The following is a 25,460-nucleotide window of genomic DNA, read 5'->3' as shown; positions in this document are numbered from 1 at the left end:
CCCCTCCCGCAGAGGCGTGCTCCGACTCCGCTGAGGCGGGGGTGAGGAGTTCNCGGCGGGACCGGGCCAGCATCCACACCCCGGCCGCCGCACACCCTCCGGCGAGACCGGCACCGATCAGCGCGCTCACCCCGCACCCCCTGCCTGGACGGTCGCAGGCCGCATGGGGCGGGGTGCGGCCACGGGCGCGGCAAGGCGCGCCATCCACGCGAACCCCGCCGCCCAGGTGGCCCCGACCACAGCGAGCACCGCCTGCCCGGTGACGGTGTCGAAGGGCTCCAGGTATTGGCGGTTGGCCACCAGCAGGCCGGTGACCATGAGCAGCGCCATCGCGGTGATGATCCGCACCGAGGAACGCGTCCGGGCCCGCGATGCCGAGGTGCGGGCCAGCAGCGCGGCCCGGTCCCGGGAGGCCTCGGCCAGGCGCCCCAGCAGCTCGCCGAGCTCGGCGGCGTGCCGCCCTTCGGCGGTGGCCAGGGCGATGGCGACCAGGTCCGCGGTCGGGTTGTCCACCTTGGTGGAGAAGGCCTCCACCGCCTCCTCAACGGTGGCCCCGGCGCGCAGGCGCTGGGCCAGCTGGCCGACCTCGGCGCGCACCGGCTGCGGTGCGATGGGGGCGGACTTGGCGATGGCCTGGTGCAGCCCGGCCGATCCGGCGATCAGGTCGCGCAGCTGCTGGGCCCAGGCGGCCACCGCCTCAGCACGGCGTGCTTCGGCGGCGCTGGCCGCGTCCGGGCCGAGCAGGCGGGGCAGCCACCAGGCCCCGGCTGCGGCGAGCACCCCGGCCACCGGCCAGCCGGTCACCAGCGCAGCTCCCGCGCCAGCGGCGATAGCCAGGACGGCGCGCCGGGCCATGGTGGCCTTGGGAAGGCGGGCCAGGCGCTCCCTGATCCGGCCCGTGTGCGGCACGGCAGCGTAGGCGATGCCCGCCAGCCCGCCGCCGAGCAGCGCGCCCGACAGGACCGGGGCGGCCTGGGTGATGGTCGAGAACGTCACCGCACGCCTCCCGCCTGGGCGATGGCGGCCGAGGAGTCGAAGCCGTGCTCGGCCAGCACCGCCGCGCACGCCGGAGGCACCACCAACTCCCCCGGCTCCTGGCCGGGGCGGGTGTAGACCTCGTTCGAGATCACCTGCAGGCCTTCGGCGCCCACGACCTCGCGGATGCTGGCCACCCGCCGCCGCCCCCGGTCGGTGGCGATGTGCACGACCAGGTGGACCGCCGATGCGATCAGCAGGTTGGTCGCCTCCAGGCTCAGCCGCTCGGGGGCCTGGGCGGTGTAGGCGGCGATCTTGGTGAAGGCCCCCTGCGAGCTGCTGGCGTGGATGGTGGCCATCGACCCGTCGGTGCCCATCGACATGGCGTTCAGCAGCGCGATGGTCTCCGGCCCCCGCGTCTCCCCGACGATCACCCGGTCCGGCGACATCCGCAGGGCGTGGCGCACCAGCTCGGCCAGCCCCACCTCGCCCGCGCCCTCGATGTTGGCGGGGCGGGCCTGCATCGCCACGCAGTCCGGATGCGCACCGCCCCGGTCCAGGCCGAGCTCCAGGCTGTCCTCGATGGTGATCAGCCGCTCCCCGGCGCCGATCGCCTCATCGGCCAAAGCGCGAAGCAGCGTGGTCTTGCCGGCACCGGTCGCCCCCGCGATCAGCACGTTGAGCCTGGCCCGCACCGCCGCGGTCAGCAGGCCGCGTGCCAGGCCGTCGACCATCCCCGAGCCCTGCAGGTCGTCCAAGTCCAAGGACTGCTGGGGGTGGCGGCGGATGGCCACCGACACCCGCCTGGACACGTCCATCACCGCCGACAGGCGCGATCCGTCGCCCAGCTCCATCGACAACAGCGGGGCGCTCGCGTCGAAGCGCCGCTCACCCGAGCCGTTGGCCGCGGCGATGCGCCGCACCAGCCCGATCAGCTCCTGCTCGCTGGGGGCCACCGGCGCCCGCTCCTCGCGCCGTCCGCCGCCGAAGTCGACCCAGGTGCGCTCGCCGTTGATGTGGATGTTCTGCACCCCGGGCTCGGCCAGCAGGGGTTCGAGCGGGCCGAGCCCGCATACCCGCGCCAGCACCTGGGACCGCACCCAGGCCTCCTGGCCGCCTTCGAGGACGGCGTACCCGGACTTCACAGCCTCGGCGGCGGTGCGGTCCAGGGCCCCATCGAGGAGGGCGGCGGCGCGGCGCCGGTATTCGGCGTCGTCGCTGGAGGCGCTGGCCCCGGCGGCGCGTTCGTCGCCGATGAGCAGGGCCCTGACCTCGTCGACCAGCCGGTTCACGAGGTCGGCCAGCACCGGGGCCTCGGTGGCCTTCTCCGGCCGGGTGGGGGTGTTGATGCTGATCATGCGACCGCCTCCAGCTTCACCGCGCGGTCCCTGCCCTGCTGGGCGGGGCCGTCTTCGCCCGGGGTGCGGGGGCGGGCGGTGTCCAGGCGTTCGGCCAGGTCGCGTGCGCAGCGCAGCAGCGGCATCCAGTCCACCGGCCCCACATCGCGGCGCTCGCGCGCCCAGGAGCGGGCCCGCGCCCACACCGTGCGCCCGGCGGGCAGCTCCTGTCCGCGCAGGAACCCTGCGCCCAGGGTGTCGTGGGGGATGCGGGCCCAGACCGGGAGCCCGGTCTGGGCGCAGATCTCGGCGTCGGTGAACCGGTCCCGGCCTCCGGTGAGGGCCAGGCCCGCCCGAACGCCCGCTTCCTCCAGTCCGTTGGTCAGCACCGAGCAGGCCGCCAGGCGAGCGAGATGGGCGGGTTCCTCCTCCACGGCGATGACGGCCGCTCCGCTGGCGCCCAGGATCCCGAGCCCTGGCCCCCTGGGGGTGATGCGGCCCAGGTCGGCGACGGCGGCCCCGGCCTTCTTGAGCAGCCAGGGGCGCTGGCCCAGCTGCCACACGGCGCCCTCGCAGTGGTGGGCCGCCGCCTCGGCCGTCACCGCGTAGAACCCGGGCGGGGTTTCGGTGGCGTACTCCAGCAGCGGGTTCACCCCGTCGGCCACATCCGGGTTGGGGCGCCTGCTGGCCGCCGCCAACGACGCCAGCCCCGGCTCGGCGCTGAGGCGGTGCCAGGTCTTCACGTCCCCGCCGGAGGCGTCGGCCTCGACCATCACCGGGACGGTCAGCGGACTGGAGGGCCAGGCGGCCGTCAGCGCTGCGGCCAGCGTCGTCACGCCCGGCGCCCCGGACAGAGAACACACCGAGACGATCACTACTTGTCCCCCTCCTCTTCGCTCTCCACGCCTTCGGCCGGTTCGCCCGAGACCACGGCCAGCCGCAGGGACTGCGACGAGGCAGCTGAGGCGACCGCCGGGGCGTCCTGCTCGGCCACGTTCAAATGGACGAGGGTCTCGTCCCCGCCCGGCCCGGCCCCCGTTCGCAGGGCGTGCACCCGCCCGGGGACCGCGCCGCCGCCTTCGCCCTCACCGTCTTCGCCGTCGTCGGCATCACCGTCCGTGTCGGCCAGGGGTTCGGCCGCTCCAGTGAGCACCACCTGCACCTGGGTGCCCATCTGCGCCCCGTGCGGGACAGCCGCCTCGGGCAGCGAGGCCGCCACCACCGCGCGCCCCGCGCGCGGCCACTCGGCATCGGTCAGCGCACCGGCGGGCACGGGGGTGCCCTCGCGCAGCGGCACCGCCGCCCGCCGCCCCACCACGTCCTCGGCCGCGCCCTGCGGGAACCCTGCCTCGGGCAGGCCCGCCGCCTCGACGAACACCAGGTCCCGCTCACCGATGACCTGGCCCACCGGCACGTCCCGGGCCGCCACGGCGACCGGCGTGCGCTCGGTGGCCGCCGTGATGCTCCAGGCCGCCGCCAGGGCGCCTAGGGCGACCATGCCCGCGCCCGCGGCCGCCCACCGCCACGACCGCCTGGTTGCGATTCGTCCTGTCATCGGATGCTTATCCGCGCTCTCGTCCCGTTTCACCCGTCCCCCTTCAACTCTCCCCCGTCGACCGGTGTCTCGGGGCTCAGCCCTCGGTCACCAGCGAGTGGACCTCCACCACCTCGACCGTCCTGCTTGCCGAGGTCTCCATCGGCTCCATGGCCCCGCCCTGCCCGTTGGTGGCCGACCACTCCACCTGCCACACCAGCCGGGCCTCCACCCGATCGCGCCCGGCCCGGTTCTTCGACGAGGAGGTGTAGACGTGGCCGCAGTCCGGCGAGCGCGAACCCGGCTCGTGCACCCCCTGGCGGAAAGCCGTTCCCGGCCCCGAACAGCGCACGGTGTTCCCATCACCCATGTCCCAGACCACCTCGTCCGGACTGGCGGTCACCTCGACCGAACCGCCGCCGACCTCCGCGCGGGCGGTTCGCGGCTCCCACTGGTCCCGGTCGATCCACAGCCAGGTCGGGAACTGCACCACCTGGTACCCCTCGCCCCCGAGCGGCGGAGCCCCTCCCACCGCCGGCTCCGGCAGCACCAGCTGAGCCCTGGCCTCCTCAGCCAACGCGGCGAAGTCAACTTCAGGCTCCGCTTCTCCTCCGCCGCCCAGCTGGTGGAGCGAGGCCCAGCATTGTCCACGGCCACGGAACGATCCCGTACATACCGCCCCGGGCTTCGCCACGGCCGAAACAGCATTGCCATTACCCGCCCCCTCCGAGGGGGCCGATGAAGAACGCCCAGCGCTCCTTTCGGAACTCGCGTTCAACGAACAGGAGTCCCCTGCGCACTTCGCCCCACCAGAAAAGTCACTCGCTACCGCGCCCGAGCCAGCGGCCAGGCTCATCCCAGCGGCCAGGGCTGCTAGAGCTGACAGTCGCCGTAGTCGCCGAGCCATAGTTTCTCCACCATCCACGAACCGTCCTCCTCGGTCACCGTGGCGGTATACGGTCGCGGCCCCTCACCCTCGACCCAGTTTCCCTTGATCGTCTTCACGTCTTCTTCGACGACCTGCCAGTCGCTCCCATCGACGCAGTCCTCGATGATGACCGCCGGAGGGTCGGCTTCCAGATCGACCTTGTCGACCTCGGGGTGGAGTTTCGGTTCGCCGCTGGCTCTCACACCGATCAACATGCCCTGCGTCAGGTCTGCCGCCTGCCCCTTGGCATACCAGTCGATCTCAGGGTTCTCCGTGGCCCCTTCGAGGGAGGCTTCAACCAGCGCGCCCATCATCCCCTCGTAGGCCTCGAGGGCCCGTTCCTCGGCGCTGGAGGTGTCCGGCGCGCTCGTGGCCGGTTCCGGATCCGGCTTCTCGGCCGACTGCGGCGAAGCGCACCCCGCCAACAGCGCAAGGACCCCAGCGGCGAAAGCGACGGCCGGACGCATGCCCACCCCTCATTCCGTTAAGCAATCAGGCAATTACTCTCCGAAAACGTTGATGACTCTAACCAGCCCCAACGCCCCCCACAACCCAAATCCAGTGACTCACAGCAACGAAAACTGTCGCCTACACCACGGAACGTGAATGTCCAACGCCGTGACCAGCACAGACGACAAGCCAATCCGATATTGCCCCCACTCCCGGAACGCCTGCCTTGTCCGCGGTGTCCCACTCGACCAACGGACCAGGCGATGGTCCTCGCCCCCCCTTTCTCTCGCACTGATCGGCCAAGGACAGGCCGACGAAGGCGGGCGCCGACGTCCTCCACCGCACGCTCGAAGGGGTCAGCAAACCCGGGGCGGTGGAGGGCTCAAGATCGCCTTCGCCGCTGGTCGGGCCTCCGCAGGTGGCGCCATGAGCCGTGGGGGCAGGGTGTGCACGACCGGCGCTTCTCCTCGATGGAGGCGACATGTGCGGTGGCGGGCATTTAGAGGGCGTCGAGCAAGCCAAGCTGGCTTTGCGCGACAGGGTGTGGCTCCTACTCGAACAGGAGCGGGCCTCCCCGAGGGTTCCTACGGCATCATCCCCGGCTTCTACGGAGCCGAAGCGGACGTAGCGCGACACTCAGCCACAGGTGTCTGGCACAAGGCCTGCACCGTCATGGCCAACCCGGACTGGGCCCAGCTCCCCATCCGCTGACGAGCCTAATTCCTGCCCGAGGTGAGAGTGCACCGCAGAGTGGCCTGGGAGAAGCTGACCAACGGCAAGATCGCCACCACCCCTGTTCTAGCCGAATCCGCCTCGGCTCGACGCGGGGTTCAGGGCCGGGGTCCGCGCGAAACGAGCGGCCCTACACCAGTAGGGCGGGTGTGGGGCCGCTTCACGTATCGGGGGTGGGTGTGGGTGAAGGGGTTACAGCTCGCCGGAGCGCGCCCCCCAGAGCAGGGCAGCCCACTCCTCCATGGGGAAGGACAGGTGGCCTAGGCTGCGGTTCTGGGTGTCGCGGACCTGGACGGAGCCTTCGCCCCCGCGGCACTCAACGCAGTTGTCGCCGCCGCCCTGCGAGTAACTGGACTTGTACCAGTCGTTCATCATCATTAGAGGTCTCCGATAATCTTCTTCAACAGATCGCGCGACGCCTCTTCAGGGAGGCTTGCCCCACGCAGCTCGCTGAACACCCGGGTGTAGTCATCTACGGCGTCCGGCCGATCGAGAGGGTATCCCCCGGCACGCGTCTCCGTGTACAGGACCGAGTCTCGGTCCGGCACCGTGAAGAGCTGGAACGCGCCGTCGAGTCCGGGGTGGAGCTTTGTCGCAGCAGGCACCACCTGGATCAGCACTCGCCGCCACGTAGACACATCGACCAGGTGTTCTAGCTGTGCCTTCATGATCTCACGGCCACCGGTCGGACGACGGAGCCAGGGCTCGTCTAACACGACGACGAACCACGGTGGATGTTCCGAGGAGAGTACCCGCTGCCGGGCGATGCGCGCCTGTACCTGTTCCTCGATCTGCGCGTCGCTGTCATGCGGTCTACCGACCCTGATGATGGTTCGAGCGTAGTCCTCGGTCTGAAGCAGGCCGGGGATGAGTAGCGGGTGGTACTGCCAGATGTCGGACGCCTGACGCTCCAGCTCCGCCATGTCCTTGAACCAGTCCGCGATGCCGGACCGGTTCAGGGCCTCCCAGCGCCGGGCGAGAGTGCCATCGGTGGTAAGGACCTCGTCCATTCGCCGGATTTGGCCGTCGGTGGTGCCTTTATCGCCTCGCTCGATAGCGCTTACTTGAGACTGCGAGAGGGGGATGGCCGTGGCGAGTTCCGCCTGGGTCATACCCGCGCGTTCTCGTAGCTTCCGAAGCTCCTGGCCGAACTTCTTGTGCGCTGCATCTCGCTTTACCGCCACCCGACCATGCTCTACCTCTCTCGTACCGCCAGTCAATGGTACCCACTTGGGAGTATCCGCTAGCTGGGCGGTTCTATGGACGGCGGTACCGTCCTCGGCAATGCTCGCGGCATGACCACGACACAGAACCCGAACACTCGGGCATACGGGACATTGCTGCAAACACTTCGCGACCACCAGGTCGTGTGCCGGATCAAGACGCTGATCTTCAACGACAACGGGCCGCTGACGGCTCTGGTTGCCCGCTTCAATGGGAGCGCTGACGAGGTGATCGTCAGTCTCATCGCAGGTAAGTGGTACTTCGTGCACCCCGACGATGAGGGCCGGGAAGGGTTCGACCACCGCTTCGCCCCTTCTGGCTTGCCGGATGGCCGTGAAGACGAGGTAGCGAAACGGGTCGTGAACCTGCTCCGCCTCGCAGGCAAGACCACCCGGGACTCTGCGGCGTGATCAGCGATGCCATTAGGGCCCTGCGAAAAGTGCGGGCGGATGGTGTGGTGGCCGCACGAGTGCCCGAAAGACAAGCCGCCTTCCAGTGGCTTGCCGAACAGGTGGCGCCCCGCAGCCGGCCGTCCGAGAGCTTCGAGCCTCCGTCCGAGCTTCCTCGGAGGGATCCCGGGGTCAGTTACTGGCCTCTGTGATGGGCGGCCCTCAGTGGTCTCACCAGAACGCGTCCTTCCCCGCAGGGCGCCGGGCTCGTCCTCGCTCGGATGCCCGAAGTAGACGGCCCCCGCCCGCCGGTGACTCCTCCTGGCGGGTGGGAGGGCACCCAACGGCTCGGCGGCCGCACCCCTGTTGACCGGGGAGAGGACACGGCCGCCGGGTCCCCGCCCCAACCACCTAGGAACCACCGCATGCCCCACGAGCTACGCCGCGTCACCCCCGCCCGGCCCCGGCCGACCAGCACCGACCCGTCCCGGGGCCGGGCGGGCACCACCATCCACGGAGATCTCGATGCCGCCCGCCGATCTGATCTGCGCCCTGCACCAGCACCTAGTGCGACACGGAGCCCAGTGCCGGATCGTGGCCGCGCCCCGTCCGGAGGGCGCTCTCCTGCTCTTCGAGGACCCGCACCTCGTCGTGGTCCCCTCTCCCCCGCACGTGCGGTACCCGACCCGCGACGGGTGGGCCTACGTGGACACCGGAGATCCCACCCGCGACCCCTCCGATGTGGAATCCGCGGCGGTCCAGATCCTGGGCCACCTGAGCCGTCTGCACGACCCGCTCGATGAGGTCCGGCCTCCCTCCTGACGCCGCACACCTCCACCCGCCCCCACCTGCTCAAGGAGCCCATGACCAACACTCTGCGCCGGTGAACGGCACCGCCGCCCCGATGCCCGAGGGCCAGTGGCCGTGCCGCACGCACCGGCCCCGGGCACTGCCCACGACACCTCCACACCCCCTTCTTTTTGACCCCGATGAACAAGGAAGCACCCCCGTGATGAGGATCCGCCTGATCGCCACCGCAGCCGTCCTGGCAGCGGTGGTCCCCCTGGCCGCCGTCCCTGCAGCCGCCGCCCCCGCCCCACCGCTGGGCACCTGGTTGCTGCCCGTCCCCCCGGGCGGGCCCGAGCCGCTCTCGGCACCCCAGGCCTCGGAGGCCGATGAGCTGCCCGCCCCCTCGCAGTGCCGCCAGGAGCAGGGCGCCCCCTGCTACACCACCGACCTGGTGGCTCGTGCCTACGGAATGGACACGGCCCACCGGCTGGGCATGGACGGCGAGGGCGCCACCATCGCGATCGTCCTGCCCCACATCGCCCCCGACGCCCCCGACGACCTGGCCGAATTCAGCCGCGCCATGGGCCTGCCGGAGCCGGACCTGACGGTGGTCCAGGCCCCCGGGAAGGTCCGCGAGATCGACCCCGACGACCCCCAACAGGCGGCGATCGCGGCCGAGCAGAGCATGAACCTGCAGGCCGCACACGCCATGGCCCCGCGCGCCGAACTGCTGCTCGTGCAGACCCCACTGGGCGAAGGATGGGGCTGGGCCGGGGCCATGGACGGCATCTTCGACGGCATGGCCTGGGCCGCCCGCCACTACCCGGTCGATGTCATCCCCATGAGCCACGGCATCGCCGAGGGCGAGTTCGCCGAGCGCGACGGCGACTACACGCGCATCCACCGGCTGCGCGCAGGGCTTCAGGCCGTGGCCGAGCACGACGTGACGATGCTCGCGGCCACCGGCAACATCGGCCCGGCCGGATTCAGCGCGGACGGCGGGCTCCTGCCCGACCAGCAGGTCATCTGGCCCGCCTCCGACCCGCTGGTCACCGCGGTGGGCGGCACCGACCTCGACCTCGACGACGGCGGGCGGCGGCTCAGCCCGGACCGGGTCTGGCAGGCCGAACCCAACGGGCCCATCGAGATGGCCACCGGCGGAGGCCTGAGCCGGGTGTTCGACCGGCCCGACTACCAGAACCCGGTCGCCGACGTTGCCGGGGACAAGCGCGCCCTCCCCGACGTCGCGGCCGTTGCCGGAGGCCACTCCCGGGTGTGGTTCGTGATCGGGGGCCACTGGCGCGCCACCGCCGGGACCTCGGTGGCCACCCCGCTGATGGGCGGCATCGTGGCCGCTGCCGCCGCCGAGGCCGGGAACCCGCTGGGCACCATCAACCCGGCGCTGTACGGGCGCGGCCCGGCCCGCACCCTGGGCCTGTACGACCTGAAGGACGGCACCAACGCCGCCAACGGCTTCGAGGGGTACCGGGCCCGGCGCGGCTATGACGCGGCGTCGGGCCAGGGCACCCCCGTGCACGGCGCGCTACTGGTCACTCGCCTGGCGCTCGCGGCCTGAGGCTGTGAGACCGGCGGCCGGGCCAGCAGGAACGGCCGCCGGGCAGACCCTGTGAACGCGGCATCGCGAAACGGAACACCGCCCCCCGGCCCCCCACGACCGACACCGCCCCGAGCCCGTTCCCCGGCGGTGAGGCGCTCGCCGGCCTCCGCCGGACCAGCCCCCCGCCCCTTATTGCTTCCCCGAGGGGCGGGCCCCTCCCCCCTGTGAAGGACCCCCGATGGACCTTGACTGCCTTGACCCCGCAGCCCTGCGCTGGACCGGCCGCGGCTCCGCAGCCGAGCTGCACCTAGACCGCGCCGGCACCGCCCTGCACATCCCCCGTGAGCCCACCGCCGTGCCGGTCCTACAGATCCTCGTGCGCAGCGCCCTGCACGAGTTCCCCCTGCTCGGCCCCGACACCTCCGGCTCGGCATGGATCCACGGCTTCACCGTCCAGCTCCTGGACGCCCTGGACGCAGTGAGCACCGGCGACCCTGCCCACACCCCGCACCAGTCCCCCTTCCGCCCCGCCGCCCGTCTGAAGGAGAACGCGAACACCCCATGAGCACAGCCACCGACCGCGACATCGCACTGCTGTGCCACCCGATGGTGCCGCCCCTAACCGCGCCCATGGCGGCCGCGCTGCTCAACCACACCGAGGCCGAGGCCGCCGAACTGCTCGCCCATCTGGAACAGGACCGGATCATGCGCCGCAACCGCCGCGGGGTCTGGAAACCGGTCAGGCACACCCCCGTGCGCCCACTGGACCTGGCCGACCTCCTTTCAGGGCTCGCTCGGGTGGCCGACCACCTCAACGGGTGCGCCCTGGAACACAACACCGACGCCGAGGACTCTTGGTTCCGGGGCGATGCCGACGAGGCGGGCCGCGCCTTCGCCGCCGCGCTGGACTGGCTCGACGACCGCCCGCACGCCGATGCGCTCCTGCGGTGCGCCTCGGCCATCGCCGACGAGGCCAGGCACCGGCGGATCGTGATCGAGGCCGCCGACGAGTGGGCCGATTACCTGACGATGGTGGGCCGCTGGCAGGACGCCGCTCACCTGGCCGCCCTGGGATTGAGGGCGGCCGAACACGATGGCTGCTCCGAATCCGTTGAGATCTGCCGGGCCAAACTCGCCTACGCCTACAGCGCCGGGGGCGAGGAGGACGCCGCCCAGCGCGTCCTTGGAATGGAAGAACCGTGACCGGCGCGCTCGATACCACTGTCAACCAGGCGGCACGGCGTTCCCGCACCTGCGCCCCCTCGACGTCGAGTCAGGCGGGGACGGAGGCTTCGGCCTCTACCTCGTCAGCACCTTCACCAACCGATTGGAGTGACATGCCGCCCACGGTCCTCAGCGACCTCCCCCCGGGACCCGAAGACGTCGAACCCGCCGTCGAGAGCCTGCTCGATGTGGTCGAGCCCCTCGCCCTGGCCGCCGACCGGCGGCTCAACCCCAACCGGTGGGTCCTGTCCCCCCGCTACGAGAACATCACCAACGCCTTCGCCAGCACCCAAGACGCCCTCCACTGGTACGACGCGAACGCCGGCCTCGTGCGCGCCTGCGTGCGGATCGCCTACGAGACCGGCCGCAACGAACTCGCGTGGACGCTGTGCGAGGGCATGTGGGCCTGGCTGCACATCCGCAAGCCGTGGCACACCTGGCGCCTCACCCACGAAGTGGGGCTGGAGGCCGCCAAGCAGTGCGACGCCGCTCCCCAGGCCCGGATGTACTCCGCCCTGGGGGCCCTGCACATGTGGCAGGACCGGCTCGATGAGGCCGAGCGCCTGCACGTGAGGGCACGCGCGCTGTGGATCGCCGCCGAACACCTGCTGGGCCAGGCCTCCGGCCTGGAGTCGCTGGGGGTCATCGCTCTCAAGAGGGGCCACCCCGTCACCGCCCGGGGCCACTTCCGGGAGGCCCAGCACCTCTTCTCCGAACAGGGGCGGGAGCGGGGGGTGGTCCTCATGGAGCGCCGACTGGGGGAGAGCTTCAGGGACACCGGCGACCACGCCACCGCCGAGGAATACCTCCGGGGCGCCCTCGACTGGTTCAGGGCCGCAGGTGAGGACTACCCCGTGGTGCGCACCAGCCGCTCCCTCGCGCTCGCCCTCCAGGCGCAGGGCCGCCAGAAGGAGGCGCAAGGGGTGCTGGCCCAGGCCCGCGACCTCGCCGAGTCGATCGGGGCCGACACCGACGCCGCCGAACTGTCCTGCCTCATGCAGGGATAGGCGCCNCAGCCGGAGGCGGCCCGCCTCCGGCATAAGCGGCCTACCGGGCGAGAAGGCCGCGGCGTTCGGCGGTATCCGACGTCCAAAGAAGGGCTCACAACCACAAACCGCTCCCTCGGGCGCCGCCCCCGTTCATGATGCGAGCGCCCTCCTCCTTGACCGCAGCACTTTGCTTCACGGATGATCCGAGCAAACCCGAGCAACCCCCTGGAGCGCAGCATGAAGCTGACCTTCCTCGGTAAGGAGTCCAAGGTGGGCGACTCTCCCACCCTCTATGCCACCGACCGCGACACCTACATCGTCCAGGGGTACAAGATCCCCCCAGCCGACGGAGTCACCGTTCCCGACGGGTACACCGCCGTCGCGATCTACGACCGGCTCCTGGACCACCTCGCCAAGGACGGCGTTCCCGCAGGTGCAGTCCGCCGCGAACCGCCCATCGTCGCCGGGGTCGACGACGAGTCCTGCATCATCCAAGGACGCACCGTCACCGACGACGACATCCGGCGCCGCATCCGGCTCCCCGGTCATGAAGACTGTGTCGAGATCCCCAAGACCGAACTCGCCGCCCTGTTGAAGGACCCCCGTGAAGCTGATCAGCAGCGAGGAGCGTAACCACCTCCTCAGCCAGATCGCCCGCGACGCGTTCCACCTGGAACTTCGCGATGACTACCACGTCCCCAAGGAGGAAGACCCCTATACGGCGTGGCTGCGCGGCGAACCGGACGACCAGGAGTGGATGCGGCCCTGGCTCGATATGATCCGCGCCCTCACCGGCAACGGGCGTACCGTTCGCCGGGTGCGTGTGGTGAGCGAGCCGCTGACCTCCTACATCCGGTTCGAGCACGAGGGCACCCACGACAACATCGCGGCCGGTGAGGACATTCGCTGGCTCCCCCGCCACCGCCTGCCCGCAGAACTGAAGATGCCCCTCGACGGCGCCGACTGGTGGCTGTGCGACGACCAATACCTGGCGGTGGGGCACTTCGACGCCGACGGGCGGGTCCTGGGCTCGGAGATCGTCACCGACCCCGAGACCGTGGCCGAGTGCATACGGGTGCGCGATGAGCTGTGGGCGATGGCGATCCCGCACGAGGCCTACACTCCCCGTTTGTCCTGATGTCGGGTCAGGCTCAGCAGGCCCGGGAACTGCTGGGTGCCCGGCTGCGGCAGATCCGCAAAGATGCGGGGCTCACCGGCCGCGCGCTGGCCTCAGCAGCGGGGTGGCAGCTGTCGAAGGTCTCCAAGATCGAGCACGGAAAACAGACCCCCTCCGAGGCCGACGTCATCGTGTGGTGCCGCCACTGCGGTGCCCGTAGCCAGGTCCCCGACCTGCTCACGTCCGTGCGGCACGTCGAGTCGCTGTGGACCGAATGGAAGCAGGCTCTGCGGCGGGGCACACGCCAGCGCCAGGAACGATCGGTCGGCCTGTACGAGCAGGCGCACCACATCCGGGTCTACGAACCCGCCGTGGTGTGGGGAGCGCTGCAGACCCCCGGCTACGCACACGCCCTGCTGTCCATGGGAACCGAGTTCTACGAGGTGCCCGGCGGCGACGTCGAGGCCGGGGTAGCTGCACGCATGGAGCGCCGCCGCTTCCTCCGTCAGGGGCGGCGGCGCTTCGCGTGCCTGCTGGGCGAACAGGCCTTGTACACCCGTATCGGCACTCCGGAAGTCCTGCGCGGACAGCTGGAGTACCTGCTGGAGGTCATGTCGTTGGCCCGGCTGAGCCTCGGCATCATCCCAGCGGCGGCCCCGGCAGCGATCTGGCCGGGCGAGGGATTCGTCGTCTTCGACGAGCAGGCGGTGATGGTGGAGACCTACAGCGCAGAGCTGACCATCACCCAGCCGCGAGAAATAGCCCTGTACACGCGCGCCTTCGAACAACTGCAGCAGGCAGCGGTGTACGGGCGCGCAGCCCATGAGTTGATCTCACACGCCGCGACGAAAGCTTGTTGAAGCAAACACGAGCAAACTTCTGGTGCCTTGAAGAGGCGCCCCCATAGCTTCACCGGCATGACCCCCTCGACGCGGCATGTCGACGCCCCGGAGCGTATCGAGCACCCCCTCCTCCCGAAGGTGGAGCCGACAGTCCTGCCTGAGGCTCCTGCACAACGACTGGAAGCCCTGTCAGCTCGCGCCAGCTACCTCTCCTTCATGCCCTGCAGCAACACCGGAAGCCTGGCGGCTTGCCCTCTACAGGGGAGGGGCGGTGCGCATACTGTCCGCCCACGCGGCGGGCGGTATGCGGACCGGCCGGACGGCGCCCGGTCCGCCGTACGAGAGGAGCGAGCATGAACACGGACGCGACCGCCGCCCCCGAAGGCTTCGACCTGGACATCAGGTTGATCGAGACCTCCGACGAGGCGGAGTCCTTGATCAACCTCACCGAGGACAACTGCGGGTCGTCCTGCCCCAACGCCTGCACCGGAAGCTACGTCGACTGACCCTTCCTCTTTGACGTGGCCGACGCCCGCCCTACGGGCGTCGGCCCCGCCCTGTGCCGTCCTGGGAGGTTGCGTTGCGCGAACCGTTCACCGCCGTCGAGGGGGCACTGATCCGTGCCCCGCTGACTTGTGAAGATCCGGGCCCCTGGCCCGACCTTGTCGACGGCGCCGGGCACCGTGAGCGCCACGAGTGGGTGGCGCGGCAGTGGGCGCGGCCGTGGATCGCTGAAGCGGTCTCCCGTGCTTCCCCGAGTCTGGCGCGAGCGGTGGAGGACATGACCTCCAAAGCCAGGGCTGCCAAGCGGGAGCGAAAGACCACGGCCGCCTTGGCCCGCTATCTGCTTCGCATGCGCCACCGGGCCACTCCCTTCGGCCTGATGGCCGGCGCGGCCCCGGTGCGGCGCGCCCCGAGGTGCACAGCGACGTGGGGCACGGAGCACCGAGTGCGTGTCGCCCCGGCAGGTGCCGTGGTCGCCGAAGCCGTGTCCTGGCTGGAGGCGGCCTCGAGGGCGACCGCCGGGGTGGAACTTGTGACCTCGGCCGGGATTCGTCGCCGCGACGACCGTCTGATGGTGCCGCGCCGTGGCGGCGAGGTCTCACTGAAGCTGACCGGACCTGCCCAGGTTGCGATCGAGGCCGCCACGCATCCGGTTCCATGGACGAAGGTGGCCGACCAGGTCGCCGAGGCCTTCCCCGACGCCGGGGTTGTGGCGGTCCAAGAGCTGCTGGCGCAGCTGGTTCCAGCAGGGGCGCTGGTCTCCTCCCTGACTCCGTCGGCATCGGAGCGAGCACCGCTTGCACAGCTGGAACTCCTCGCTGAGCAGCTGGGGGTGGGTACGGAGTTTCAAGGCCTGGTGGTCGACGCGCACCGGGTGGTCGAACGGGCTGATGCCCCCGGGGCGGGCAGGGCCGAACGCGACGCAGCGGCGGGTCGGCTGTCCGTCCTCGCGCCTGAGGCCGAAGGCGATCCGCTGGCGCTGGATACGCTCCTGGACTGCACCGTGGACCTGCCCCCTGGGGTGTTCGAGGCCGCAGCGCAGGCTGGCGGTCTTCTGGCCCGGGCTGCCCCGCGCCTCAGTCCCGCCCCCGCTTGGACGCGCTTTCGAGATGTGTTCGCCCGCGCCCACGGGCAGGAGGCGCTGGTCCCGGTGCTCTGGGCCGCCAACCTCGCGCATTCGGTGATGGCCGCCCGTGAGCCGGGCAGCGGGGAACGCATGTTCACGCGGCGCGATAGGCGCCTTGTGGAAGTCGCCCAGGCTGTTGCGCTGGACGGTGTCCGCGAGGTGCACGCGGACGAGGTGATCGAAGCCGGACCGCGGCCTGCGGACCTTCCGGAACACATGGAGGTGCTGGTGCGCGTCGACGCCCGCTCGCCCGCCGCGGTCGATTCCGGGCGCTTCCGTATGGCCGTGCTCGGCACCTCCCGGGCTGTTGGCACCATGGCGGGCCGCTTCGCCCACCTGACAGGCACCAACGGCGCCATCGCCCGAGTGGTTGAGGCCGCCGTCGCGCCAAAGGTTCCCGCGCAGTTGCTGTTCCGGCCGCTGCCGCCCGCCGCGCCCGAGGTGTGCCGCACGGGCGACATGCTCGAACACGTGATCACGGTCGGCGACCACCACCACGGCGCAGGCCGGGTCCTGGAGCTGCGCGACCTGGCGGTCGGCCTCGACGGCCACGCGTTCTATCTGTGGTCCCACGAGCTGCGCTCGCGTGTGGAGCCCGTGGTGTGCCACGCCCTGAACCTCGCCCATGCCCCGCCGCTGGCCCGCTTCCTCGCCGAGCTCACTACCGCCCACCGGCTCCGGATTCCCCGGTTCGAGTGGGGCGCGGCCGAAGGTCTGGCGTTCCTGCCTCGGGTGCGTTCAGGGCGGATCGTGCTATCCCCGGCGACGTGGAATCTGCGAAGCGGCGACCTGCCACCACACTCGGCCCGGTGGGACGAGTGGTCCCGCTCGGTCAAGGAGCTACGGGCCCGCAGGGGGATCCCACGGCTTGTGGAGGCCGGTCCGGCCAATGGCGGGCTGCGTCTGGACTTGGAAGAGGCGGCGCACGTGGCGCTTCTGCGCCGCCTTGCCCGCAAGGACGCGACGCTGCGTTTGGCCGAGGCCCCTGATGAGGAGAGCGCGGGGTGGGCCGCAGGGCGTGCTCATGAACTCCTTGTGCCCCTCGTCCGAACCACGACTGAGGAGGCCAGCCGGTGAGCGCCGACCACCGGTTCGCGTTGCGCGTCGCCGACCGCCTGAGTGATCCCGACGAGGTCGCCGCCAACGTGCGGCCGGACCGCTGGCGGCCCCAGTCGCTCGCCCAGGGCGCGGCCGGTGTGGCGCTCCTGCACACCGCCCTGGCCTCCTCGGGGGAGCGGCCGTGGTCGCGCGCCCAGCAGTGGGCTCAGGCCGCCGCCGGGGAAGGGCTCCAAGTCGGCGAGGAAGCCCACCTGCACTACGGCGCGCCCGCGCTCGCCTACACCCTGGCCATCGCACGCGACGGCGGCGCCGACCTGTGGTGCCTTCGCGCTCTGGAGCCGCTTGAAGGGGCGGTGCACCGGATCGCCCGGGACCGCATCGCTCGGGCCCGCGCCCGTATGGAGGAAGGGCGGGCGCCGGTTGTGGCTGAGTTCGACGCCCTGCGGGGGCTGGCCGGGCTCGGTGCCCTTCTACAGGCGCTCGATCCAGGCCACCGGGACCTGCCCGATGTGGTGTCGTGCCTAGCCGAGATGTGCGAGCCCGGGCCGGACGGCCTCCCGGGCTGGTGGACCCCGCTGGCCCCCAACGCCCGGCCCATGCCCGACTTTCCCGCCGGGCACTCCAACACCGGTATGGCCCACGGCATCGCCGGAGTACTGGCGCTGCTCGCCTCATCAGCGAACACGGGGACCGCTCCGCCCGAGGCCGTGAAGGCGATGGAGCGGATCTGCTGGTGGCTCGACTCCTGGTACACGACGGGCCCCTGCTGCCCGTGGTGGCCCTACTGGACCACCCCAGACGGCGGGGGCGAGCGGCCCGCCAGCGGGCCCCGGCGCCCTTCGTGGTGCTACGGGGCCGCAGGCATCGCCCGTGCCCAGCAGATGGCCGCGATCGCCACCGGCGACCCGGTTCGTCGCCGCCGCGCCGAAGACGCCCTCGCCCACGTACTCACCTGCCCAGACGCGCTAGCGACGATCACCGACGCCTGCCTGTGCCACGGCCGGGCAGGGCTGGCCCGCATCGCCCGGGCCGCCGAAACCGACGGGCCCGGGCGCGGCTTCGCCCAGGCCGCCCGAACACTGATGGCCCCACTGCGCGACGGCGGCGCGGAGGCGGCCGACCGGGTCCTGGAAGCAGAAGGGGCCTTTCTGCTGGACGGCGCCGCCGGATGCGCGCTGGCTGCCCTGGACGTCCCCCTGCGGTGGGACGCCTTCCTACTTATCGACTCCCCCTCGTCAGGAGGCCCCCAGTGGACGACGGCATAGCGCCCCAGGTCTTCATCACCTGGGCAGAAGTCAGCGACGCCGAGGCGGGCGCCGCGCACCTGGCCCAGCTGCTCGGTGCTCCGGGCTCGTGGTGGTACATCCGCAAGCACCCCGGCTGGCGCCTGCGCTACGAGCGCCCGCTGACCCGCGCCCACCTGGACACCGCCCTGGAGCGCCTGCAGCAGGAGGGCGGGGTGGCCGACTGGGCCCACGGCATCTACGAGCCCGAGACCGCCGTATTCGGCGGACATGAGGCCATGGAGGCGGCCCATGAGCTGTTCCGCGCCGATTCGGCCCACCTGGTCGACTACTTCTCCGCCCTCGAACGCCTGCGTCCCGGCGATGCGGTGTTCAAACGTCGGGAGCAGGCGGCGCTGCTCGTCACGGCCCTGCTGCGCGGGGCCGGGTTGGACTGGTACGAGCAGGCCGACGTGTGGGCGCGCGTGGCGCGCACCCGCGGACCGGACACCCTATCGGCCCACCTGCACCTGGCGGCCGACATGCGACGGCTTCTTGCCGCCGACCACACGCGCCTGGCCGAGCGCGGGATGATCCCGAAACCCTGGCTCGACGCGTTCACCACGGCAGGCGAGCAGCTGGCCGCACTCACCTACAAGGGTCGGCTCGAGCGCGGCCTGCGCGCCGTGCTGGCCCACCACGTGCTCTTCCACTTCAACCGGATGGGCCTGACCCGATCCGACCAGTACCACCTGTCCCGACTAGCGAAGGAATCGGTCTTGACCGACGACGCCCACCTCATGCGCAACGCCCTCGTGGACGCGCTCAAGAACAGCGGGGCCCTGGACAACCAGACGGTGGAGCAGGCCATGCGCGCCGTGGAGCGCCACGCCTTCGTCCCCGGCGCCACCCTGGCCCAGGCCTACGCCGACGACGCGGTGCACATCAAGCACACCCAGGACGGCTCCTCGCTGTCGTGCGCCTCCCAGCCGCGCATCGTGGCCGGCATGCTCGGCCAGCTCGACGCCCGCCCGGGACACCGGGTCCTGGAGCTGGGCGCCGGCAGCGGCTACAACGCCGCCCTGCTGGACCACCTGGTGACTCCCGGCGGGAGCGTGGTCACCGTCGACGTGGAGGCCGACCTGGTGGAAGGCGCCGCCGAGCACCTGGCCCGCGCCGGAGCCGGGGCGGTCACGGCCGTGCAGGGCGACGGCGCGCTGGGCCACGCCGAGGGAGCACCCTATGACCGCATCATCGCCACCGTGGGCGCGCACGCCATCCCCGAGGCCTGGTTCGACCAGCTCGCCCCCGCCGGGCGCGCCGTCACCCCGGTGCGAATCGCCGGAGACGTGTCGCGTTCAATCACCTGGCGCCGCGACGGCCGGGCGTGGGTCTCGGCGGGGTCGCTGATGTGCACGTTCATGCCGCTGCGCGGCGGCGTGGGCGACGACGCCCGCCGCATCATCGACCTGACCGGCGACGGACAGGTCGTGGTGCAGGCCAACAAGGACCAGCAGGCCTCCGCCGCCGAGCTGTCCGGTGTGCTGCACTCGCCTTCCCACACCGAGTGGTCCGGCGTGGTGATGGGCAAGGGCGAGTCGCTGGAGTGGGTGTGGCTGTGGCTGGCGTGCACCCTGCCCAACCGGCTCTCGCGCATGCCGGTCAAGCCGGAGGTCGCGTCGTCCGGCCTGGTGGAGCCGATGTTCGGGTGGGGGAGCATGGCCACGGTCGAAGAGGGTTCCCTGGCCTACCTGAGCGCGCGGCCGGTCGAGTGCGGCAGCGAGGTCGGCGCCATCGGGCACGGCCCCCGCGGCAAGGAGCTGGCGATGCTCATGGCCGAAGGCGCAGCGGTGTGGGACGCACGCCACCGGGGCCGCGAGGCCTCCTTCTCCTACCACCTTGACGGCGAAGAGGCTCCGCAGGCCGAGCCGTGGCTCCAACTGGTGCCCCGGCCCGGCGGTGTGCTGGCCGTCCACTGGAAGTAGGAGGCGAACCAGGCCATGGGAGTTCCCCGCGCCGCCGCGCACTTCCCTCTCGTCCCCCGCCCGCGTCCCGCCGCTCTACCGCTCGAGGAGCGCGTCGCCCGCATCCAGCAGGACGCCGTCGAAGCGGAGCGCGACAAGGACGGCGGAGGGTTGGAGGCGGCGGCGCGGGTGTTCAACCGCGCGGCGCTGCTGTTCAGCGACGTCGGGCTGCACGATGAGGCGGCCAGATTGTGCTGGGAGCACGCCGACCTCTACGTGCCCGCCTACCCGCTGGACGGCTACACCGCCCGCATGTCGCTAGAACCGGTGGTCAACCTCGCCCGGCTCGCAATCCGGGCAGGCGACGGCACGAGCGCGTACCGCATCCTCGACACCCTGAACAACGGCGCGACCGAGGCACGACCGGTTCAGGTGGAGGGCCGCACACTGCACCTCGACCGCATCACCGCCACCGCCCCTGACCGACGAGAACTGGTGAAGTGGCTGTGGACGGTCCGCCTCGGCGACGGCCTGCGCGCCCTGGCCGCCGCAGGCCGGTGGCAGCAGGCCGAACGGGAGGCGCGGCGCCACGGCGGCGTCGGAGAGCGCTTGTTCGACGGCCGACAGATAGCCGTCGTCGCCGCGATCGACCGCGGGGACACCGACGAGGCGCTGGCGTTGGTCACCCGGTCGCAGACCCATGAGCCGTGGGAGCGGGCCGTTGCTGCCTGCCTGGAAGTCCTCGCCCGCAACACAGTCGGAGAGATCACCGAGCAGGCCGGCTCCCTGCTCGGCGCCCGCATCGAGGCACTGGGCAAGGACACACCGATCGTGTTCACGACACGGCTGGCCATCGCAGCAGCCGACATCGCCGCCCACGGCCACCTACCGACCCGCGTCACCAGAACCATCATCCGACAGGCCGCCGAGGATGGCTACGCGGCCCACGGCGTGCTGGCTTCCTGGGCGAGTTCAGTGCACACCGCTGACCGAGACGCCCTGGAGGAAGCAGTTCTTTCAGCAGGAATAGGGCATAGAGCCGTGCCAACCTGTCTTCGCGAGTGCCTTCGGATCGCCCTGGAGTTCAGCCGAGGGCGCTTCAGCGGTCGCTGAACGAGGGCTTCTTAGCATACAGTCACAAACAGGGTAACTGAAATAATCGATCGAAACCCCAGGAACTGGCATACTCCTCAACTGCGACATCACAGAATTCACACCAGAAGCTAACAGCAACGCTACCCCCAACTCCGGACCCCGTTATTATTTAGTTAGCCAATTCAAGCAACCCAAAACAGTGTGTAATAAAAACAAAACACTCCAATGGGGATGTAAAATTGAATATAAATCTTCTCTGAAACACTCCCCTTCTTTTCGTCAACCACCAAATCCTGACCAATGCACTCTTTAAGGGTTTGGGCGCAACCCAGGTTTTGCTTATTTCCGGTGAGAGCTCCAAACAGGGAACCAGAAAATGCGGCGCTGTCATAAGTTCGCCCAGAATATGTGCGGATATACAATCCACCTGGAACTTCGACAGACTTCACGCTAGAAAAAGGGATCTCTACGCGCTGTAGTATATTTTTAACCAAAATCACCCTCTTTTTGTGATCCAAAACCACCGCCGGAAGAACAGTTAATTTTAAGAATATCCAAAGGAGGATGGCCGCGAGACCTGAAATGAAGATCTTGTTGCCGATCGGGACTTCATCGAACGTCACACCGGCATCAAGTACCATGAATACAAACCATGCGGAGGTCACAAAGCACAGGATACAACCAGAATAGAACGATATCCGGCTTCTCAATATTCTCACATTAGTCACACTCAACTTACACCTACCCTAAATGCAGTTTACATCATTCAACATCCGACACGGCGGAGGATCATGAACAACTTCTTTGTGTGCACCGGCTCCCCACTGCGCAATTACCCACTGAAGAGCATTAACACCGACGCCGAAAACGGTTTCCGGCCAGTGGATTTCCCCTGGCTTCTTCCCCTTAAGTCTAAATCCTCTATCAAGGGGATGCCAGCGCACGAACGGCTTAGCAGTCCGAAAAGCCGATTTCAACAACCCGGCAGCAACCCCAGCTCCGATGATTATCCACATAGCATCGATAATGTGGGCGACCCAGTCGACCTTACCCCAGTCCTCCCCGCTACCGTAGTAGTCGACAATCAGGTTTGCCCCGAGAAGCGCAACACTACCGACCGCACACCACATGGCCGTTGCAAACATGCATAGTGCGAATCCGCCAACCGTTAGCACTCCTTGGATGAATGTCCAGTTTTCTTGAATGAAACCGCCGGGCTTCAAAGGAGATTTAATCCCCTCCATGATACCAGCAGGGTTCACTCCGCTTTTCGCATCTCCCAGCGCGTCACCGACCGGGTCCAAGAAGGACGTGTTGTCGTAAGGATCGACATAGGTCGGTTTGCTTGCGCCACCAGACTCTGAGTAGCCGCCACTTCCGCCGCCGTAGCCAGCGCTTCCTGTTCCTCCGCTGTAGCCCCAACCACCATAATAGCCTCCCCCGCCAGAGTAACCGCCTCCCGATGAATTCGATCCACCATTAACGTAGTTGCCGAGAGAATTCCCGATGGAACCCCAGTCCACTCCGGACCAGAAGGAGTCACTGGCAGAGTTCGAACCACCGCCCCACGGCCAGCACATGCACGGCGACAAGCCATCAGAATCAGAAAGCGCTACCGGATTGTTCTTTGCATAGGCGTAACCATGCGCCATCTGTGAATCACCCGGATCCAACAGCGGGTCGACCGAAATAAACTGGCCGATCGATGGGTCGTAGGCGCGAACTCCAAGCTGTGTTAGCCCCGACTCTTCCATCGTCCCGTCGGCATACCCCTTGTCACCGGGCCAGTCCTTAACGGTCTGCCGAAGCTCGCCGAACGGGGAGAACCTTCGCTGCACGCTCTCCCCGGTCTTGGCGTCCAGTGCGAGCTGCGAGGAACCATTGTGATCGGAGAACAACCACTTCAGACCATCTGAATTGCGCACTGCAACGGAATCACCGTCATGCTGGTAGTAACGGGTTGCCTCAGCCGACTCTTCACCAGCGGTCCAGGTTACTTCTTGTCCCGGCAAGTAAAGTGTCCACTCCGGCCCTTGGCGGCGGATCAGCCGCTCACCGTCGGCGTCGTAGACATAGTCGGTCTCAGCCGCGGCTCCGGTCACGCTCGCCAGGTTGCCCTCGGCGTCCCACGTCAGCTCCTGGTCGCCGTCCTCAGAGTTGCGGCGCACCATGTTGCCCGCCTCGTCGTACTCATACGTCGAGACGCTCTCGCCCTCATGGCCGCTCTGATCGACCCGCGCCACACCGTGCCCCGGACCTCCGGTCTCGGCCGTCCCGGTGTAAGCCCGGTCGGTCGTCCCGCCCGGGGTCCGCTTCGTCTCGCTGACGCGGTTCCCCGACTCGTCGTAGGTGTAGGAGTCCCAGTACGAGGCCGCACCACCGAGATCGTCAGAGCTGGGCTCTGTGGAGCACGAGCTCTCGCCCGTGGCGTTCGGAGTCCAGGCCTCGGTCAGGCGCTGCAGGTGATCGTACTGGAAGCACTGCACATCCGAAGGCCGCTCCTCATCGGTCGGCTCATCACGGATGGACAGGATATTGCCCGCGTCGTTGTAGTCGTAGAACTGCGTGGTCAGCGACCCCGCCCCGACCTCATGAACCAGGCTTGTCTTCTCTAGCCTCCCGGTCGCCTCGTCAAAGCTCCTCGTCACCCAGGTCTCTTCCGAGCCAGTGGTACCGCGGGTGAGCTCGCGCTGCAGCAGGCGACCGATCTTCGAGTAGACAGCATCGTTTACTATCTCATCGTTACCCCGTACGGTGGTCAGCTGACCAATTCCATCGTAGGCGTACCCAATACTTTCTTCGGGCAGTTCTCCCACGGCAGGCATGTTGATCCCTTGGAGGCTTCCATCGGGATTATAGAAATAAAGGTATCGATAGGTTCCAGCCAACCCTTCTTCAACCTCGGGGATCGATGTTTCCGTTCCCCTTACCCGATTCATTCGATCGAAGCCGAGGATCTTAGTCGTGTAAGCGTTACCATCCACGTACCGAGTTGACGAGGAAGGCTGCCCCATCGCGATCTCGTCGTAGGTCAGTTTGACACGCAATGGACCATCCGGCCCCGAATCCCGACGCTCAATTTCACGGCCGAGTTCGTCATAAGCCGTGTACAAAGTTCGTCCGCGCGCGTCGGTGCTGGTGACCAGTCGGTCGGCGGCGTCGTAGGTGAAGGTGGTCCGCCCCGTGTCGGGGTCCTCTTCAGCGACCTTCCGACCGATGAGGTCGTAGGTATACTCCCAGGTGTTGCCGCCGGGGTCCGTGATCGATGAGAATTTGTCGTTCTTGGCGTAGGCATACGTCATCGCGTCGTATTCGCCAACGGGTTCGCGACCGTGGTGTGTGCGCTTCTCGGTCGTGCGGCCGCGAGCGTCAGTGATCGTGGTGGTGCCCGTGCCGCCCTCGGGCTCGGTCACCAGAGTGCGGTCACCCCGGTATTCGGTACTGGTGCGCCATTCCTCTTCGCCGCGGGCGACGTGCACCGATGCGGTCGCGCGTCCGGCGCCATCGATCTTGGTCTCGGTCTGGCGGGGGATCTCGTCGTGGTTGTTGACGATGAACAGGTCTCCTGAAGGCTCCTGCTCGTTGTAGTAGGTGTCGCGCTCGATCACGGTGTTGCCGCGGCTGTCGTGGAACACATCGGTGACCCTGCGGCCCCCGTCGGTGGCCGGGGACTGGGTCTGACGCTTGCGCAGCAGGCCGTCGTAGATCTCGTACGAGGTGATGTACTCGGCGCTGGCGTTGAGGGTCTTGGTGACCACTTGCGCCGGTGCGTCCTTAGCGACGTGGTACTCGAAGGCCATGCTCGGCCGGGGGTTGTTGGCCTTGGGGCGGTCCGGCAGCCAGACTTGAGTGAGGCGGCCGAAGGCGTCGTAGGTCAGGTCAGCTCGGTTGCCTTCTGGGTCGACGCTTGCGACTGGATTTCCGCGGAGATCGCGCTCAATCTTCCGCACGTGCCCCAGCGCGTTGGTAATTTTCATTTCACGGGGCGCCGCACCGGAAATCGGCTCCGTATATTTAATGGAGGTGGTGCTATCAACGGCATCTGTCGATGAAGCCATGCGGCCATAGAGGTCGTAGGTCGTCTCCCCGGTCATCTGGTACTGCGGCTTTCCGTCCGAGTACTCCTCGATCCGCTCCCTGGTGGTGGGCAGGCCTGCCGTGGGCTCCTCACCGTAGGCCTTGCCGTCGAAGTGCGTGCGCACGTCGCTGATCACGTCGCCGGGCTTGTCGGCGGTATCGGCATCGGCGCAGGCCACGTCGAGCGTCTGGACCCGCGAGACCGTCTCCATGATCCAGGCGTCGGTGTTGCGGTTGTAAGTGGTCAGCGTGCACCGGTCGTCGCCCGGGTCGCCGATGTCGCCCTCGTCGTGGGTCTCGACGACGTATCCGCGGTCGTCGAAG

The 25,460-nt window shown here is 69.1% G+C and carries 24 protein-coding genes; 14 read left to right on the top strand and 10 right to left on the bottom strand.

The annotated features are described in order from the left end of the window. Positions 1-126: 126 nt before the first annotated feature. The 8 genes from D476_RS32510 to D476_RS0108030 form a co-directional block, all read right to left on the bottom strand. Positions 127-996 carry a type II secretion system F family protein gene (locus D476_RS32510; protein WP_017623439.1) on the bottom strand — a complete coding sequence of 290 codons (870 nt, stop codon included), beginning with the start codon at positions 994-996 and terminating at the stop codon, positions 127-129. Continuing rightward, positions 993-2,333, bottom strand: a complete 1,341-nt coding sequence (locus tag D476_RS0108060) for a CpaF family protein (protein WP_017623438.1) — start codon at positions 2,331-2,333, stop codon at positions 993-995. Before D476_RS0108060 ends, D476_RS32510 begins: the two co-directional genes overlap by 4 nt. Further along, positions 2,330-3,148 (bottom strand): hypothetical protein, encoded by an 819-nt coding sequence (locus D476_RS35495; RefSeq protein WP_152529268.1) that lies wholly within the window; start codon positions 3,146-3,148, stop codon positions 2,330-2,332. Before D476_RS35495 ends, D476_RS0108060 begins: the two co-directional genes overlap by 4 nt. A 38-nt stretch (positions 3,149-3,186) precedes the next feature. Then, complete coding sequence (locus tag D476_RS0108050) at positions 3,187-3,867, bottom strand: SAF domain-containing protein (RefSeq protein ID WP_239648634.1); 681 nt, start codon at positions 3,865-3,867, stop codon at positions 3,187-3,189. Between the two features lie 76 nt (positions 3,868-3,943). Next, positions 3,944-4,423 (bottom strand): hypothetical protein, encoded by a 480-nt coding sequence (locus tag D476_RS0108045; protein WP_239648633.1) that lies wholly within the window; start codon positions 4,421-4,423, stop codon positions 3,944-3,946. Positions 4,424-4,719: 296 nt separating this feature from the next. Next, positions 4,720-5,241 (bottom strand): hypothetical protein, encoded by a 522-nt coding sequence (locus D476_RS0108040; protein ID WP_152529267.1) that lies wholly within the window; start codon positions 5,239-5,241, stop codon positions 4,720-4,722. A gap of 907 nt (positions 5,242-6,148) precedes the next feature. Further along, positions 6,149-6,334: a DUF397 domain-containing protein gene (locus D476_RS0108035; protein WP_017623433.1), complete on the bottom strand. Its 186-nt coding sequence runs from the start codon at positions 6,332-6,334 to the stop codon at positions 6,149-6,151. Then, positions 6,334-7,140 carry a helix-turn-helix domain-containing protein gene (locus D476_RS0108030; protein WP_017623432.1) on the bottom strand — a complete coding sequence of 269 codons (807 nt, stop codon included), beginning with the start codon at positions 7,138-7,140 and terminating at the stop codon, positions 6,334-6,336. Before D476_RS0108030 ends, D476_RS0108035 begins: the two co-directional genes overlap by 1 nt. Before the next feature lie 111 nt (positions 7,141-7,251). On the opposite strand from D476_RS0108030, the gene D476_RS0108025 reads away from it, so the two are divergent. From D476_RS0108025 to D476_RS0107955, 14 genes are all read left to right on the top strand, one after another. Continuing rightward, complete coding sequence (locus D476_RS0108025; protein ID WP_152529266.1) at positions 7,252-7,590, top strand: hypothetical protein; 339 nt, start codon at positions 7,252-7,254, stop codon at positions 7,588-7,590. Between the two features lie 504 nt (positions 7,591-8,094). Beyond that, the gene (locus D476_RS0108020; protein ID WP_017623430.1) at positions 8,095-8,391 is read left to right on the top strand and encodes a hypothetical protein; all 297 of its coding nucleotides are present in this window, start codon (positions 8,095-8,097) and stop codon (positions 8,389-8,391) included. Positions 8,392-8,581: 190 nt separating this feature from the next. Further along, positions 8,582-9,934, top strand: coding sequence for a S53 family peptidase (locus tag D476_RS32500; protein WP_017623429.1), 1,353 nt, complete (start codon positions 8,582-8,584; stop codon positions 9,932-9,934). A 220-nt stretch (positions 9,935-10,154) separates the two neighbouring features. Next, positions 10,155-10,481, top strand: coding sequence for a hypothetical protein (locus D476_RS0108010; protein ID WP_017623428.1), 327 nt, complete (start codon positions 10,155-10,157; stop codon positions 10,479-10,481). Then, positions 10,478-11,119 (top strand): hypothetical protein, encoded by a 642-nt coding sequence (locus tag D476_RS0108005; protein WP_017623427.1) that lies wholly within the window; start codon positions 10,478-10,480, stop codon positions 11,117-11,119. The genes D476_RS0108010 and D476_RS0108005 overlap by 4 nt, the downstream gene beginning before the upstream one ends. Positions 11,120-11,253: 134 nt before the next feature. Continuing rightward, a complete protein-coding gene (locus D476_RS0108000; RefSeq protein ID WP_017623426.1) occupies positions 11,254-12,147 on the top strand; it encodes a tetratricopeptide repeat protein in 894 nt (297 codons plus the stop codon). A 180-nt stretch (positions 12,148-12,327) separates the two neighbouring features. After that, positions 12,328-12,762: a hypothetical protein gene (locus D476_RS0107995; protein ID WP_152529264.1), complete on the top strand. Its 435-nt coding sequence runs from the start codon at positions 12,328-12,330 to the stop codon at positions 12,760-12,762. Beyond that, positions 12,734-13,267 (top strand): DUF6879 family protein, encoded by a 534-nt coding sequence (locus D476_RS0107990; protein ID WP_017623424.1) that lies wholly within the window; start codon positions 12,734-12,736, stop codon positions 13,265-13,267. Before D476_RS0107995 ends, D476_RS0107990 begins: the two co-directional genes overlap by 29 nt. Continuing rightward, entirely contained in the window at positions 13,267-14,106 is an 840-nt protein-coding gene (locus D476_RS0107985; protein ID WP_017623423.1) for a helix-turn-helix domain-containing protein, read from the top strand. The genes D476_RS0107990 and D476_RS0107985 overlap by 1 nt, the downstream gene beginning before the upstream one ends. 335 nt (positions 14,107-14,441) lie before the next feature. Beyond that, positions 14,442-14,594, top strand: coding sequence for an FxLD family lanthipeptide (locus tag D476_RS36150; protein WP_017623422.1), 153 nt, complete (start codon positions 14,442-14,444; stop codon positions 14,592-14,594). Between the two features lie 74 nt (positions 14,595-14,668). Further along, positions 14,669-16,795: a lantibiotic dehydratase family protein gene (locus tag D476_RS0107975; RefSeq protein ID WP_020380441.1), complete on the top strand. Its 2,127-nt coding sequence runs from the start codon at positions 14,669-14,671 to the stop codon at positions 16,793-16,795. Next, positions 16,792-18,042 carry a lanthionine synthetase C family protein gene (locus D476_RS32495; RefSeq protein WP_017623420.1) on the top strand — a complete coding sequence of 417 codons (1,251 nt, stop codon included), beginning with the start codon at positions 16,792-16,794 and terminating at the stop codon, positions 18,040-18,042. The genes D476_RS0107975 and D476_RS32495 overlap by 4 nt, the downstream gene beginning before the upstream one ends. Continuing rightward, positions 18,027-19,985 (top strand): methyltransferase, FxLD system, encoded by a 1,959-nt coding sequence (gene fxlM, locus D476_RS32490; RefSeq protein ID WP_017623419.1) that lies wholly within the window; start codon positions 18,027-18,029, stop codon positions 19,983-19,985. Before D476_RS32495 ends, fxlM begins: the two co-directional genes overlap by 16 nt. Positions 19,986-20,000: 15 nt before the next feature. Then, complete coding sequence (locus tag D476_RS0107955) at positions 20,001-21,077, top strand: hypothetical protein (protein WP_017623418.1); 1,077 nt, start codon at positions 20,001-20,003, stop codon at positions 21,075-21,077. Between the two features lie 164 nt (positions 21,078-21,241). On the opposite strand, the gene D476_RS37315 is transcribed toward D476_RS0107955, so the two are convergent. Then, positions 21,242-21,724 (bottom strand): hypothetical protein, encoded by a 483-nt coding sequence (locus D476_RS37315; protein ID WP_152529263.1) that lies wholly within the window; start codon positions 21,722-21,724, stop codon positions 21,242-21,244. 81 nt (positions 21,725-21,805) lie between these two features. Continuing rightward, a partial coding sequence (locus D476_RS32485) for an RHS repeat-associated core domain-containing protein (protein WP_017623417.1) occupies positions 21,806-25,460 on the bottom strand: 3,655 nt, incomplete at its 5' end.

Origin of the sequence: Nocardiopsis chromatogenes YIM 90109, assembly GCF_000341185.1 — a bacterium.
Taxonomy (GTDB): Bacteria; Actinomycetota; Actinomycetes; order Streptosporangiales; family Streptosporangiaceae; genus Nocardiopsis_A; species Nocardiopsis_A chromatogenes.
Note: the sequence above shows the minus strand (reverse complement) of the source record. Positions and strands in the feature narration are given on the sequence as shown.